At 69.6% G+C, this 13,683-nt stretch carries 11 protein-coding genes; 7 read left to right on the top strand and 4 right to left on the bottom strand.

The genetic code is table 11. The features are described 5' to 3' along the window. Positions 1 to 54 precede the first annotated feature (54 nt). Both D577_RS0107775 and parE read right to left on the bottom strand, forming a co-directional pair. Positions 55 to 309, bottom strand: a complete 255-nt coding sequence (locus D577_RS0107775; protein WP_018870239.1) for a Smr/MutS family protein — start codon at positions 307 to 309, stop codon at positions 55 to 57. A 12-nt stretch (positions 310 to 321) separates the two neighbouring features. Beyond that, positions 322 to 2,208 carry a DNA topoisomerase IV subunit B gene (parE, locus tag D577_RS0107770; protein ID WP_018946946.1) on the bottom strand — a complete coding sequence of 629 codons (1,887 nt, stop codon included), beginning with the start codon at positions 2,206 to 2,208 and terminating at the stop codon, positions 322 to 324. Positions 2,209 to 2,406: 198 nt separating this feature from the next. Between parE and trxA the strand changes: the two genes are divergently transcribed. Continuing rightward, entirely contained in the window at positions 2,407 to 3,396 is a 990-nt protein-coding gene (gene trxA, locus D577_RS0107765; protein ID WP_018946945.1) for a thioredoxin, read from the top strand. Positions 3,397 to 3,430: 34 nt separating this feature from the next. On the opposite strand, the gene D577_RS0107760 is transcribed toward trxA, so the two are convergent. Then, entirely contained in the window at positions 3,431 to 4,789 is a 1,359-nt protein-coding gene (locus D577_RS0107760; protein WP_018946944.1) for a diguanylate cyclase, read from the bottom strand. A gap of 178 nt (positions 4,790 to 4,967) precedes the next feature. Here D577_RS0107760 and D577_RS0107755 point away from each other — a divergent pair, with 178 nt between their 5' ends. The 6 genes from D577_RS0107755 (at position 4,968) to D577_RS0107730 (ending at position 12,845) form a co-directional block, all read left to right on the top strand. After that, positions 4,968 to 5,951, top strand: a complete 984-nt coding sequence (locus tag D577_RS0107755; RefSeq protein WP_018946943.1) for a TAXI family TRAP transporter solute-binding subunit — start codon at positions 4,968 to 4,970, stop codon at positions 5,949 to 5,951. Beyond that, on the top strand, positions 5,944 to 8,709 hold the full coding sequence (locus tag D577_RS0107750) for a TRAP transporter permease (protein ID WP_018946942.1): 2,766 nt from the start codon (positions 5,944 to 5,946) through the stop codon (positions 8,707 to 8,709). The genes D577_RS0107755 and D577_RS0107750 overlap by 8 nt, the downstream gene beginning before the upstream one ends. Positions 8,710 to 8,785: 76 nt before the next feature. Beyond that, complete coding sequence (glcE, locus tag D577_RS0107745) at positions 8,786 to 9,895, top strand: glycolate oxidase subunit GlcE (RefSeq protein WP_018946941.1); 1,110 nt, start codon at positions 8,786 to 8,788, stop codon at positions 9,893 to 9,895. A 13-nt stretch (positions 9,896 to 9,908) separates the two neighbouring features. Next, positions 9,909 to 11,177: a glycolate oxidase subunit GlcF gene (glcF, locus tag D577_RS0107740; RefSeq protein ID WP_018946940.1), complete on the top strand. Its 1,269-nt coding sequence runs from the start codon at positions 9,909 to 9,911 to the stop codon at positions 11,175 to 11,177. 112 nt (positions 11,178 to 11,289) lie between these two features. Next, positions 11,290 to 12,492, top strand: coding sequence for an alanine--glyoxylate aminotransferase family protein (locus D577_RS0107735; protein WP_018946939.1), 1,203 nt, complete (start codon positions 11,290 to 11,292; stop codon positions 12,490 to 12,492). Between the two features lie 23 nt (positions 12,493 to 12,515). Then, complete coding sequence (locus D577_RS0107730; protein WP_018946938.1) at positions 12,516 to 12,845, top strand: hypothetical protein; 330 nt, start codon at positions 12,516 to 12,518, stop codon at positions 12,843 to 12,845. Between the two features lie 19 nt (positions 12,846 to 12,864). Here D577_RS0107730 and D577_RS0107725 read toward each other — a convergent pair whose 3' ends face one another. Further along, positions 12,865 to 13,584 carry a YdcF family protein gene (locus tag D577_RS0107725; RefSeq protein ID WP_018946937.1) on the bottom strand — a complete coding sequence of 240 codons (720 nt, stop codon included), beginning with the start codon at positions 13,582 to 13,584 and terminating at the stop codon, positions 12,865 to 12,867. Positions 13,585 to 13,683: the final 99 nt, after the last annotated feature.

Here is a 13,683-nt window from a genome sequence, read left to right as displayed (position 1 = left end):
CATCCTATCGCATACGAACCGCGACGCCGCATGCCCCGACACGGAGGCGCGGATTCAGTGGCGAAAATGCACGAACAGCCGCCCGTGGTTCTTCGAGTCCTTCTCCACCCGGTGGTAACGCGCCTTAACCTCCGGCTGCTGCAAAAACCGCAACACGCGCTTCTTCAACTGGCCGCTACCCTTGCCGTGGATAATCTCCACGGTCTTGATGCGTTTCTCGCAGGCCTCGTCGATCGCGCCGTTGAGCGCCTGATCGATGCGCCGGCCATCGCGAAAGCATTCGTGCAGGTCGATGGAAAGCCGCGACATACGGGCCTCCGTTCACACGTCCACGTCGGCCAGGTGCCCCTTGCCCTCCAGCCAGGCGCGGCGTTCCCCGGCGCGCTTCTTGCCCAGCAGCATGTCCATCAGGCTGCCGGTCTCCTCGGCCGAATCCAGGGTCAGTTGCACCAGCCGGCGGGTATCGGGATTCATGGTGGTCTCGCGCAGCTGCATCGGGTTCATCTCGCCCAGCCCCTTGAAGCGGGTCACCGCGACCTTGCCCTTCAGCTTTTCCGCCTCGATGCGCTCCAGCACTCCGGCCTTTTCGTCCTCGTCCAGGGCATAGAAGGTCTGCTTGCCGACATCGATGCGGTACAGCGGTGGCATGGCCATGAACACGTGGCCCTGCTCCACCAGCGGGCGGAAATGCTTCAGGAACAGCGCACACAGCAGCGTGGCGATATGGGCGCCGTCGGAATCGGCGTCCGCGAGGATGCAGATCTTGCCGTAGCGCAGCCCCTCCAGGCTCTGCGTCCCCGGATCCACGCCCAGCGCCACGGCGATGTCGTGGATCTCCTGCGAGGCCAGCACCTGATCGGGCTCCACTTCCCAGGCGTTCAGGATCTTGCCGCGCAGCGGCATGATCGCCTGAAAATCGCGGTCGCGCGCCTGCTTGGCGGAGCCACCGGCGGAGTCGCCCTCGACCAGGAACAGTTCGGTGCGCGCCAGCTCCTGGCTGGCGCAGTCGGCCAGCTTGCCCGGCAGGGTCGGGCCCTGGGTCACCTTCTTGCGCACCACCTTGCGCCCCGCGCGGCTGCGCTTCTGCGCGTTGTGGATCGCCAGCTCGGCGATGCGCTCGCCCTGCTGCGGGTGCTGGTTCAGCCACAGGCTGAAGGCATCCTTGACCACCCCGGAAATGAACGGCGCGGCCTGGCGCGAGGACAGCCGTTCCTTGGTCTGCCCGGCGAACTGCGGGTCCTGCATCTTGAACGACAGCACGCTGGAGACCCGCTCCCACACGTCCTCCGGCGCCAGCTTGATCCCGCGCGGGATGAGATTGCGGAACTCGCAGAACTCGCGCACCGCGTCCGTCAGCCCGGTGCGCAGGCCGTTCACGTGGGTGCCGCCCTGGGTCGTGGGGATCAGGTTCACGTAGCTCTCGGACACCACCTCGCCGCCGTCCGGCAGCCAGGTCACCGCCCAGTCCACCGCCTCGCTGTGGCCGGAGACCGAACCCATGAACGGTTCTTCCGGCAGGCGTTCCAGCCCCTCCAGGGCCTCCACCAGGTAGTCGCGCAGACCGGCCTGGTAGCACCACTCGCAGGCCTCGCCGGAGGTCTCGTCGCGGAAGGTGACGGTCAGCCCCGGGCACAGCACCGCCTTGGCGCGCAGGATGTGCTTGAGCCGCGGCACCGAGAACTTCGACGAGTCGAAGTACTGCGCATCGGGCCAGAAATGCAGCGTGGTGCCGGTATTGCGCTTGCCGACCTCGCCGACCGCTTCGAGGTCCTGCAGCTTGTGGCCACCGGCGAAGGCCATCTGCCAGCGCCGGCCGTCGCGCCGGATGTCCACGTCCAGGCGTTCGGACAGCGCGTTGACCACCGATACCCCGACCCCGTGCAGCCCGCCGGAGAACTGATAGCTCTTGTCGGAAAACTTCCCACCGGCATGCAGCGTGGACAGGATGACCTCGACCCCCGGGCGGTTCTCGCGCGGATGCAGGTCCACCGGCATGCCGCGCCCGTCATCGGTGACGGACACCGAGTCGTCCTTGTGCAGGACCACGTCGATACGGCTGGCGTAGCCGCTGACCGCCTCGTCCACCGAGTTGTCGATGACCTCCTGGGCGAGATGATTGGGCCGCGCGGTGTCGGTATACATCCCCGGGCGCTTGCGCACCGGGTCCAGCCCCTCGAGGACTTCGATGTCGGATGCGGAATAGCTCACTCAGGAACCCCTTTGTTGATCGTGCCCTTTGCCGGCCCCGGCCTGCTGAACAGCACTCCCCGGACGAAACCCGCGGCCCCGCGCGCCGCACAGTGCGCAGCGTACCAGAGCTCGCGGGGGCGGGGCTGCTTGCAATCGCCGGGACGATCCCAACAATGCACCGCATATCCCGTATTCCGATCTTCCAGGAGGTTTCCGATGACCGAAGCCGAAAACGCCACCGGCGATGCCATTCTCGACGTCACCCGCGACAGCTTCCAGCAGGCGGTGCTGGACGAATCGCACCGGCGTCCGGTGCTGGTCGACTTCTGGGCCGCCTGGTGCGGACCCTGCAAACAGCTGATGCCCCTGCTGCAGAAGATCGCCGAAGATTATGGCGGCGCGTTCCGGCTGGCCAAGGTCAACAGCGACGAGAACCAGGAGCTGGCCGGGCAGTACGGGGTGCGCAGCCTGCCCACCATCATGTGCTTTCGTCACGGCGAGGTGGTGGATCAGCAGATGGGGGTACAGCCGGAGTCCACCATCCGCGAGATGATCGATCGCCACGTCGAGCGCCCCTCCGACGCCCACCGCCAGCAGGCCCTGGCCGCCCTGCAGGCCGGGGATGCGGCAGGTGCCGTGCGCGCGCTGGAAGAGGCCGTGGCGGTCGATCCGGGCAACAAGGACCTGCGCTCCGAACTGGCCCGCGCGCAGATCCGCGCCGGTGACACCGCGGCCGCCCGCACCACCCTGGAAACCGCGCTGGAGGCCTTCCCCGAGGACCCGGATCTGCGCATCGAGCTGGCGCGCGCGCTGTCCCAGGCGGGCGACCCCGATACCGCCGAGGCGCAGCTCAACCAGTTGCCGCTGAACCGCGCGGAGGACGACGCGGTGAAGACCCTGCGCGCCCACCTGCGGTTCTCCCGCCGAGCCGCCGGCGCCGACCCGCAGGCGCTGACACAGGAGATGCAGCAGGGCGATCCGGCGCCGGAGACCCTGGAAACCCTGGCCGCGTATTCCATGCTGCACGGCCGCTACGAGGAGGCCCTGGGCCTGTACCTGGAACTGATGAAACAGCATCCGGACTACAAGGACAACGAGGGCGACAACGCCGGCAAGAAGGGGCTGCTGGCGGCCTTCAACGCCCTCGGCAACGACAATCCGCTGGTCAGCCAGTACCGCCGCAAGATGATGGCCGCGATGTACTGACCGCCGGCCGGCCGCTGCCGGTCGGGAAGCGGTTTCAGTCCGCGACGGCCACCTGATCGCGGCCGCTGTTCTTGGCGGCGTAGAGGGCGTCGTCGGCCCGGCGCACCAGGCGCTGGTAGTCCGGGTGGCCGTCGTGACTGGCCAGTCCGATGCTCACGGTCAGCCCGAGCTGCTGGCCATGGGCACCCTGGAACGGCTCGGCACGGACCGCGGTGCGCAGTTTCTCGGCGATGCGTTCGGCATCGCGCGGGACCACGTCCACCAGCATCATCAGGAATTCCTCGCCGCCCAGGCGAAAGAGGTAATCGCCGGCCCGCGAGTTGCTGACCAGCAGCGTGGCGAACTGCTGCAGGATGCGGTCGCCGGTCTCGTGGCCATGTTCGTCATTGACCCGCTTGAAATAGTCGATATCCAGGGCCAGTACCGCGAAAGGGGCATGGGTCTGCTGTACGCTGGCGATGTGCCGCCCCAGCACCACGGGCAGGAACTTGCGGTTCAGGGTCCGGGTAAGGACGTCGCGCCCGGACTCCAGTTCGTTGCTGCGCTCGAACAGCTGACCCAGATGGTAGTCGATGCTGCGGACCTGCTCGCGCACGTCACGCAGGTAATCCTGCCGCTGTCGGGCCTCGACGCAGACCAGCGACGGCAGCAGGAACTCGTCGATGCGGGCGATGGCCTCCAGCACCCGCTCGGTTTCCGCGGCCCCGCCAAAGGCGTCCACTCCCTTGTGCCGGAACCACAGGCCGAACTCGGAGGCCGACAGTCGCGGAAGCTGATCACCCGAGGCCCCCATGGCCAGATCGAACATCAGCCCGTTCTCCCAGTCCAGCAGGCAGGCCCGCTGGCGGTCTTTCTCGCTGGCGAGGTTCTCCGACACCGCGAACAGACGGTAGGCCTCCTCGGCGCGGGCGTTGCGCTCATGCGAGCGTGAATAGGCGTGGCTCATCAGCTCCATCGCCATGTCGATGCTGTCGGAGACGTGACGCGCCGCCTGCAGCCGCATTTCGTGCCCCATCGCGGAATCCAGCTCCAGCAGGGTCAGGAACTGCTCCTTCACGCAGCGCGCGCCGCGCATGACCAGATGGATGGGGATGGAGATGCGCGCGTGGATGCCGCCCACATGGGCCTGGCGCGCGGCCTGTTCTTCCACGCCGCTGCCGCTCTCCACCGAGAAGATGCCGCGGATCCATTCCTGCAGCGACGCGTTCAGCCGCGAATTGACGTCCTCGTGGTCGAGGAACACGCAGGCATCCGGGTCCGCCAGCATCTCGGCGTAGAACCGTTCCGCAAGCGAGGCACGGTGCTGCTCCGCCAGCTCGCGCACGCGGCCGCGCACCGGCCCGGGGCAGCGTTCGAGGCGCCGCTGCCACTCGTCGACCAGCTGCTGCGCCACCGCCCCTGCGGGCTCTCCTTCAGACATCCTTCACTCCTGGTCGCATGGCGCGCACCGGCCTCACGCCGGTCGCGGGGTGCTCATTGAACGCCCCGCCGTGACAGGCGTCAACGCGAGCGTGCACATTGATCAGCGTTTCCCTAGACTCCCGTCGATCAGGCGTCACGAGGAAACGCGAATGAACCGGTACGGCGGATGCAACGGTCCGGCCCTGCTGCTCGGCCTGCTGGGGGTACTGCTGGCCCTGCCGGCTGCGGCCGGCCAGGCCTTCGTGAACATCGGCACCGGCGGGGTCACCGGGGTCTACTACCCCGCCGGCCAGCACCTGTGCCGGCTGTTCAATGCGGCGCGCGACGAACACGGCATGCGCTGCACCGCCGAGAGCACCGGCGGCTCGGTGTTCAACCTGAACATGATCCGTTCGGGCGACATGGACTTCGGCGTGGCCCAGTCGGACCTGCAGCACCACGCCTACCACGGCAGCGGACGCTTCGAGGCCTTCGGCCCGGCGCGTCACCTGCGGGCGATGTTCAGCCTGCACCCCGAACCGCTGACCCTGGTGGTGCACCCGGATTCCGGCATCGAAAGCCTGGATGACCTGCGCGGCCAGCGGGTGAATATCGGCAACCCCGGTTCGGGTCAGCGCGCGATGATGGAAGAACTGCTGGACGAACTCGGCTGGGACCACGACACCTTCGCCCGGGTCGCCGAACTGCCCTCGCGCGAACAGGCCCAGGCGCTGTGCGACAACCGCGTGGATGCCTTCGTGTTCTCGGTCGGGCACCCGTCGGCCGCGATCCAGGAACCCATCGCCACCTGCAACGCCCGGCTGGTCTCGCTGGAGGGCGAAGCCATCGACCGGCTGGTAAACGAAACCCCGTATTACATGGCCGCCGAGATCCCGGCCCGGACCTATCCCGGACAGGAAGACACCATCCGTACCTATGGCGTGGGCGCGACCCTGGTCACCTCGGAGCGCACCAGCAACGAGGCCGCCTACGCCCTAACCCGCGCGGTGTTCGAGAACTTCGACACCTTCCGCGGTCTGCACCCGGCGTTCGCGGGACTGGAGCGCGAGGCGATGGTCGACGAAGGCCTGTCCGCGCCGCTGCATCCGGGGGCGCGGCGCTATTTCCGCGAGGCAGGATGGATCCATGACTGAGCCCGAACGCACACCCCCGCAATCCGCCGCCCCGCAGGAGATCGAGACCGGTGCGCGCCATCCCGGAACAGCGACGCGCAGCCTGATCTTCGTGGTCGCGGTCGCGTGGTCGCTGTTCCAGTTGTGGATCGCCTCGCCGCTGCCGGATGCGCTGGACTGGTTCACGGTGTCCGACACCGATGCCCGGGCGGTGCATCTCGCGTTCGCGGTGTTCCTCGCCTTTCTGCTGTTCCCGGCCTTCCGGCCCACCGCGCGGCGCGCCCTGCCGACCCGCGCCTTCGGCTTCGCCTATGGCCTTGGCGGGCTCGCCCTGCTGGCACTGGGCGCGTGGCAGTTCGCCGGGCTGGAGCGCCTGGGCGAGGTGTATGCCGCGCTGGGCGTGGCCCTGCTGGCGGTGGCCTGGCCGCTGCTGCGCGGGCGCGATCCGCTGGACCGGGTTCCGCTGACCGACTGGATCTACGCCGGCGTGGCGGCATTCAGCGCCCTTTACCTGTACCTGTTCCACGAGGCCCTGGGCCAGCGTGCCGGGGCCCCCACGGAGGTGGATCTGATCCTCGCCGGCGTCGGCCTGATCCTGCTGCTGGAGGCCGCGCGGCGGGTGCTGGGGCCGGCGCTGACCCTCATCGCGGCAATCTTTCTGTTCTACACCTTCGCCGGGCCGCTGATGCCGGACATCATCGCCCATCGCGGCGCCAGCTACCCGCGCGCCATGGCCCAGCAGTGGCTGTCCAACGAGGGGGTGTTCGGGATCGCCCTGGGGGTCTCCACCAGCTTCGTGTTCCTGTTCGTGCTGTTCGGCGCGCTGCTGGAACGCGCCGGGGCCGGCGACTACTTCATCCGCGTGGCCTTCGCCCTGCTGGGGCATATGCGCGGTGGCCCGGCCAAGGCCGCGGTGATCGCCTCGGGCATGACCGGACTGGTCTCCGGTTCCTCGATCGCCAATACCGTGACCACCGGCACCTTCACCATACCGCTGATGAAACGCGTCGGCTTCCCCGCGCACAAGGCGGGGGCCATCGAAGTCGCCAGCTCGGTCAACGGCCAGCTGATGCCGCCGGTGATGGGCGCAGCCGCGTTCCTGATGGTGGAGTACGTGGGCATCACCTACGTGGAGGTCCTCAAGCACGCCATCCTGCCGGCCCTGATCGCCTACATCGCGCTGCTCTACATCGTGCACCTGGAGGCCTGCAAGGGTGGCATGGAAGGCCTGCAGCGCGCGGTCGGCGGGACCCTGCGCGGGCGTCTGATCGCCTTCGGCCTGACCCTGAGCAGCCTGATCATCCTCGCCGCCGCGGTGTACTGGGGTCTGGGCTGGATCAAGGACGTGGCGGACGAGCGCGCCGCCTGGATCATCGCCGGACTGCTGTTCGCGGCCTATCTGGTGCTGCTGTGGATCGCCGCGCGCGAGCCGGACCCCGAGCCGCTGGACACCGACCGCCCGCTGCCACGCATCGGCCCCACAGTGCTGGCGGGCATGCATTTCATCCTGCCGCTGGTGGTGCTGGTCTGGGCTCTGGTGGTGGAGCGCCTGTCCCCCGGCCTGGCCGCGTTCTGGGCGGTGGCCTTCATGATCTTCATCGTACTGACCCAGCGGCCGCTGGTGGCCCTGTTCCGCCGCAGCGGCGGCCTGCTGCAGGCCACCTGGGCCGGAATCTGGGAACTGTTCAACGGGTTCGCCACCGGCGCGCGCAACATGATCGGGATCGGGGTGGCCACGGCGGCGGCCGGAATCATCGTCGGCACGGTGGCGATGACCGGGCTCGGGCTGGTGCTGACCGACGTGGTCGACACTCTGTCAGGCGGCAACCTGCTTCTGGTCCTGCTGCTGACGGCCGTGATCAGCCTGATCCTGGGCCTGGGCCTGCCGACCACGGCCAACTACATCGTGGTGGCCACGCTGATGGCCCCGATCGTGGTCGAGCTGGGGGCCCAGAACGACGTCCTGATCCCGCTGATCGCCGCCCATCTGTTCGTCTTTTACTTCGGCATCATGGCCGATGTCACCCCGCCGGTCGGCCTCGCCTCGTTCGCCGGCGCGGCCGTCGCGAAGGCGGACCCGGTGCGCACCGGCCTCCAGGCCTTCGCCTACAGCCTGCGTACCGTGGCCCTGCCGTTCTTCTTCATCTTCAACAGCCAGCTGCTGCTGATCGGGGTGGACAACGTGTTCCAGCTGGCGCTGGTGTTCTTCGGCTCGCTGGCGGGGATCCTGGCGTTCACCGCGGCCACCCAGGGCTGGTTCCTGACCCGCAGCCGCTACTGGGAGTCCGCCCTGCTGCTGGTGGTGGCCTTCACCCTGCTCGCACCCACCGTGCTGATGGACCGCATCGCGCCGGCCCATGTCAGCGAGGACCCGGCGACCCTGACCGAGGTAGTGGACGCAGCCCCGGAGGGGGCGAACCTTCGCCTGCGGGCCACCGGCCTGGATCTGGAGGGACGCGAGGTCACCCGCACGGTGATGTTCCCCCTGAGCGAGCGCCGTGACGACCCGCTGGAGCGCCTGTCGGAGGCCGGTCTGGACGTGGATCCGGAGGAAAGAACGCGCATCCGCACGGTTGCTTTCGGCAGTCCCGCCGCCCGCGTAGGCTTGGAAGGTGGCTGGGAGATCACCGCGGTGCTGGTGCCCACCGACCGGCCGAGCCCGTACTGGTTCTATCTGCCGGCGCTGGCCCTGGGGCTGGTGGTGGTGTGGAACCAGCGGCGGCGCGATCCGCCTGCGGGGCCCGGCCCGGCAACGGCGGCGCCGACGCTCCCGGCCTGAACCGCGCGGGGCCGCCCCCGACCGGCCGGATGCCGAACGCACCCGCGCGCCGCCACCCGAAACCCGCGGGAGACCGATGTCCGAGACCGCCGACCACAGCCAGGAACTCGCCCGCGCGGTACGCGAGGCCGCTGATGGCGGCCGCCGGCTGTGGATCGCCGGGGGCGGGACCCGGGCGGCGATCGCCCGCCCCGACCCCCTGCCCGCGGACGTCGAGACCCTCGACGTGACCGCGCACCGCGGCATCACCCATCTCGCCCCCAGCGAGCTGGTGGTCAGTGTGCGGGCCGGCACCCCGCTGGCCGAACTGCAAACCGAGCTGGCGGCGGTGGGCATGATGCTGCCGTTCGAGCCGGGGGATCCCGGGCCGGGCGCCACCGTGGGGGGCATGGTGGCCACCGGACTGTCGGGTCCGCGCCGGCCGTGGACCGCCAGCCTGCGCGATGCCGTACTGGGCACCCGCGTGATCAACGGCTCCGGCGAGATCCTGCGCTTCGGCGGCGAAGTCATGAAGAACGTCGCCGGCTTCGACGTCTCGCGCCTGATGGCCGGCAGCCTGGGCGGCCTCGGGGTCCTGCTGGAGGTCAGCTTCAAGCTCCTGCCGCGCCCCGCTCACGAGCTCACCCTGCAGCGGAACCTGGACGCCGCCGGCTTCATCGACGCCTGTCGCGAGCTCGGTCGTACGGCCCTGCCCCTTTCCGGGCTGGCGTGGAACGACGGCCGCATGTACCTGCGTCTGAGCGGCGGGGAACAGGCGGTCACGGAAGCCGCCGAGCGCCTGGGGGATGCCCCGGCCGCGGATGGCGAAGGCTTCTGGAGCGGTCTGCGCGACCATCGCGCGGAACCCTTCACGCGCGAACCCGCGCCCGGCGAGCGCCTGTGGCGCATCGTCGTGCCCCCGGCCACGCCCCCGCCGGAACTGCCCGGCGAGTGGCTGCTGAACTGGGGCGGCGGGGAGCGCTGGCTGCGCAGCGAGGCCGACCCGGCGCGGGTGCGCACGGCGGTGGAGGCCGCCGGCGGACATGCCCGCATCTGGCACGGGGACCCGGCCGGTGCACCGCGCCTGCATCCGCGCGGCACCGCCCTGGAGGGGCTGGAGGCCCGGGTGCGGCAGGCCATGGACCCCGAAGGCGTGTTCCACAGTCCGCTGCTGCCCGGCTCCCCGCCCCGCGCCACCGGCACCTGAAGCGAGCACTCCCATGGACACCCGTATCCACGAACGCTACGCCGACGACCCGGCCGCCCGCATCGCCGCACAGGCCCTGCGCAACTGCGTCCATTGCGGTTTCTGCAACGCGACCTGCCCCACCTACCAGGAACTGGGCGACGAGCTGGACGGGCCGCGCGGGCGCATCTACCTGATCAAGCAGGTACTGGAACAGGGCGAGGCCGACGCCGCCACCGGGCGCCACCTGGACCGTTGCCTGACCTGCCTCAACTGCATGACCACCTGTCCCTCCGGGGTCAACTACGCGCATCTGGTCGAATTCGGCCGCGAGGCGGTGGAACGCGACGTCCCGCGCGGCTGGCGCGAACGTCTGCTCCGCGCCATGCTCAAGCGCACGCTCCCGGCCGGGTGGCCGTTCCGCCTCGCCCTGGGTGCCGGGCGCCTGGCCCGCCCGTTGCTGCGGGGCGAACTGCGGGCCAAGGTGCCGGCCGCCCTTCCGGCCCCGCCGCGTCCCGGGCGACCCGCCGGCGCCCCGGTGCTGCAGGGCGGGGCCGTACCCTTCGAGCACGGCCGCGTGCTGCTGCTGGCCGGCTGCGTGCACGATGCCATCGACGCGCGCATCAACGCGGCCTTCCAGCGCCTGATGGCCGCGCGCGGCATCGAGGTCGTGCAGGTCTCCGCGGCGCGCTGCTGCGGTGCGGTGGAGCATCACCTGAGTGATGCGGAACGCACCCGCGCCCGCCTGCACGCCAATCTCGACGCCTGGGCACCGGCACTGGAGCAGGGAGTGGACGCGGTAGTCTCTACCGCCAGCGGCTGTGGCGCGATGCTGCGCGACTACGCCCACCTGCTGGAGGGCGACGACGAATACCAGGAGCGGGCGCGCGAGCTCACCGCCCTGGTGCGCGACCCGGCCGAGCTGTTCGACGCCGATACCGTCACCGCGCTGGGGATCGAGGTCGCCGACGAGGACCGCCGGATCGCCTGGCACGCCCCCTGCACCCTGCAGCACGGCCAGGGCCTGGCCGGACGCGTGGAACCGCTGCTGCGGGCGGCCGGCTGCGAGGTGCTGCCGGTCGCCGAGGGGCATTTGTGCTGCGGCTCGGCCGGGACCTATTCCATCACGCAGCCGGCCATGGCGCGGCAGCTGCGCGACCGCAAGCTGGCAAACCTGGAGGCCGCGGCCCCGGCGCGCATCGTGTCGGCCAACATCGGCTGCCTGAGTCACCTGCAGTCGGGCACCGAACGCGGGGTGGAACACTGGCTGAGCCTGCTGGACCGCCACCGCCGGGAAGGGTGACCATGAACCGGCGCGGGGAACTCCCGCCGCGCCGTGGGGGCGCTTGCCCGCACCCCGGGCGGGGCCTACATTCGCGCCATCCGATTTCCTGAGTACAGCAGAAGGTTAAACGATGACCGCTTCTTCCTTTCTTCCGCCGCAACGCACCCTGATGGGGCCCGGCCCCTCCGACGTGAACCCGCGCGTGCTGAGCGCGATGAGTCGCCCGATCATCGGCCATCTGGACCCGGTGTTCGTCGGCATGATGGAAGAGATGAAGGGCCTGCTGCAGTATGCCTTCCAGACCGAAAACGCGCTGACCCTGCCGGTCTCCGCCCCCGGCTCGGCCGGCATGGAGACCTGCTTCGTGAACCTCGTCGAACCGGGGGACAAGGTCATCGTCTGCATCAACGGCGTGTTCGGCACACGCATGAAGGAGAACGTCGAACGCTGTGGCGGCACCGCCGTGGTGGTGGAAGACGACTGGGGCAACCCGGTCTCCCCGGACAAGGTCGCGGACGCCCTGAAGGGCAATCCGGATGCAAAGGTCCTGGCGTTCGTCCACGCCGAAACCTCCACCGGCGCGCGCTCGGACGTCGAGACCCTGTGCCGGCTGGCCCGTGAGCACGACTGCCTGACCATCGTCGACTCGGTGACCGGCCTCGCCGGGAGCCCGCTGTACGTCGACGACTGGGGCGTGGACGCGATCTATTCCGGCACCCAGAAATGCCTGTCCTGCACCCCCGGCCTGTCGCCGGTCAGCTTCAGCCAGCGCGCGGTGGACCGCATCCAGGCGCGCAGCCACAAGGTGCAGAGCTGGTTCCTCGACCTGAACCTGGTCATGGGCTACTGGGGTGGCGGCAGCAAGCGCGCGTATCACCACACCGCCCCGATCAACGCCCTGTACGCCCTGCACGAGTCACTGGTGATCCTGCAGGAAGAAGGCCTGGAAAACAGCTGGGCGCGGCACTGCCGTCACCACGACGCTCTGCGCGCCGGCCTCGAGGCCATGGGTCTCGAATTCCTGGTGGCCGAGGAACACCGTCTGCCGCAGCTCAATTCCGTATATGTCCCCGAGGGCGTGGACGAGGCGGCGGTGCGCGGCGAGCTGCTGGAACGCTACGGCCTGGAGATCGGTGCCGGCCTGGGGCCGTACGCCGGCAAGGTGTGGCGCATCGGCCTGATGGGCTATGGCGCGAACGAACGCAACGTGCTGACCTGCCTGTCCGCTCTGGAGGCGGTACTGGCGGATCGTGGTGTGGTGGAACCCGGCCGGGCGATGGCGGCGGCGCGTGCGGCCTATGCCCGCATGGATGCCACCGGCAGCACCGGCTGAACAAACGACCCGAGGAGGCTTTGATGACCCTGAGCGAACTGCTGAACTACCTGGATCGGCACATGGACACGGAATTCCTGGACGGCGATGCCGCCGGCACCCTGGCAAAGGCCCGCAACGGCGAACACAAGGACCCGATCGTGGCCGAAATCCTCACCGCGCTGATGGACGGGGCCGGTGCCGACGGCCCCGACACCACGCTGGAGCGTGCCGAGGCGGTCAAGTCGATCGGCCCGGTGCGCCTGAAGTACATGGCCGACGATGCCCCGGTGGAGGGTTTCCGCCTGGTGGAGAAGACCATCACCACCATCGACGCCGCCTACAACGAGGAGGCCCTCGCCGCCCGCGGCTGACCCGGACCCGCGTCCGTGGTCAGGTGATCCGCCGGAGCATGCCGCGCCGGCGGAACACCCGGGCGAATACCCGCCCGGTGTGGTACCAGTGCAGCAGCCAGGCCTCGCGCCACAATACCGGTCCCCGGGCAGCATGACGGCCGGGCTCGGCGGGGCACGGCTGCAGGTGCAGACCCAGCCCGCGCGCGATCGCCAGCGCCCGGGCCAGGTGATAGCGGCTGGTCACCAGCACCGCCGGCGGATCGTCCGAGCCGGCGCTCTCCTCGCGCATCAAATCGCGCGCATGGCGCAGGTTCTCCAGGGTATGCGTGGAGCGGTCCTCGATGCGGATGCGCGCGTTCGCGACGCCCCGTTCACGCAGGAACGCCGCCCCGGCCGCCGCCTCGCTGGGCCCCTGTGCCGCGGTCTGCCCGCCCAGCAGCAGCACCCGGGCTTGCGGATGCCGGCGCAGCAGCCGCAGCGCCCGTAGCAGCCGCAGGCGATATCCGGGGGTCGGATGCCCCTCTTCCAGCTGCATCCCCGCCACCAGCACGGTACCCACCTCCCGCGGCCGGCAGGCTGCATGCGCGGTGCAGCGCACGCCGTGCCACGTTAGCAGCAGGCTGATCCCCAGGGTCGCCAGGATCACGACCTGCGACAGCGCGAACATCGCCAGCCCGTCCGTACCCACGCGTTCCAGGGTTACCCGGCGATGCTGCGCCAATGTGACCTCCATGATCAGTATGAGAATGATCGGCATCCGGGCCTTGCCGAAGGCTGACACAACCCGCCGCCGGCGTAACACCTTCGTTTGAAGGGTACCAAGCCCGGGGTCTTACCGGTATCATCGCCTCCGACC

The organism is Thioalkalivibrio sp. AKL17 (genome assembly GCF_000377885.1).
Classification (GTDB): Bacteria; Pseudomonadota; Gammaproteobacteria; order Ectothiorhodospirales; family Ectothiorhodospiraceae; genus Thioalkalivibrio; species Thioalkalivibrio halophilus.
The sequence above is the reverse complement of the archived record's forward strand: the minus strand, read 5'-3'. Positions and strand labels throughout refer to the sequence as shown.

Excerpts from the sequence above, each read along its gene's own strand:
- D577_RS0107775 (WP_018870239.1), bottom strand. The coding sequence starts at position 309 with ATGTCGCGGCTTTCCATCGACCTGCACGAATGCTTTCGCGATGGCCGG.
- trxA (WP_018946945.1), top strand. The coding sequence starts at position 2,407 with ATGACCGAAGCCGAAAACGCCACCGGCGATGCCATTCTCGACGTCACC.
- D577_RS0107755 (WP_018946943.1), top strand. The coding sequence starts at position 4,968 with ATGAACCGGTACGGCGGATGCAACGGTCCGGCCCTGCTGCTCGGCCTG.
- D577_RS0107750 (WP_018946942.1), top strand. The coding sequence starts at position 5,944 with ATGACTGAGCCCGAACGCACACCCCCGCAATCCGCCGCCCCGCAGGAG.
- glcE (WP_018946941.1), top strand. The coding sequence starts at position 8,786 with ATGTCCGAGACCGCCGACCACAGCCAGGAACTCGCCCGCGCGGTACGC.
- glcF (WP_018946940.1), top strand. The coding sequence starts at position 9,909 with ATGGACACCCGTATCCACGAACGCTACGCCGACGACCCGGCCGCCCGC.
- D577_RS0107735 (WP_018946939.1), top strand. The coding sequence starts at position 11,290 with ATGACCGCTTCTTCCTTTCTTCCGCCGCAACGCACCCTGATGGGGCCC.
- D577_RS0107730 (WP_018946938.1), top strand. The coding sequence starts at position 12,516 with ATGACCCTGAGCGAACTGCTGAACTACCTGGATCGGCACATGGACACG.
- D577_RS0107725 (WP_018946937.1), bottom strand. The coding sequence starts at position 13,584 with ATGCCGATCATTCTCATACTGATCATGGAGGTCACATTGGCGCAGCAT.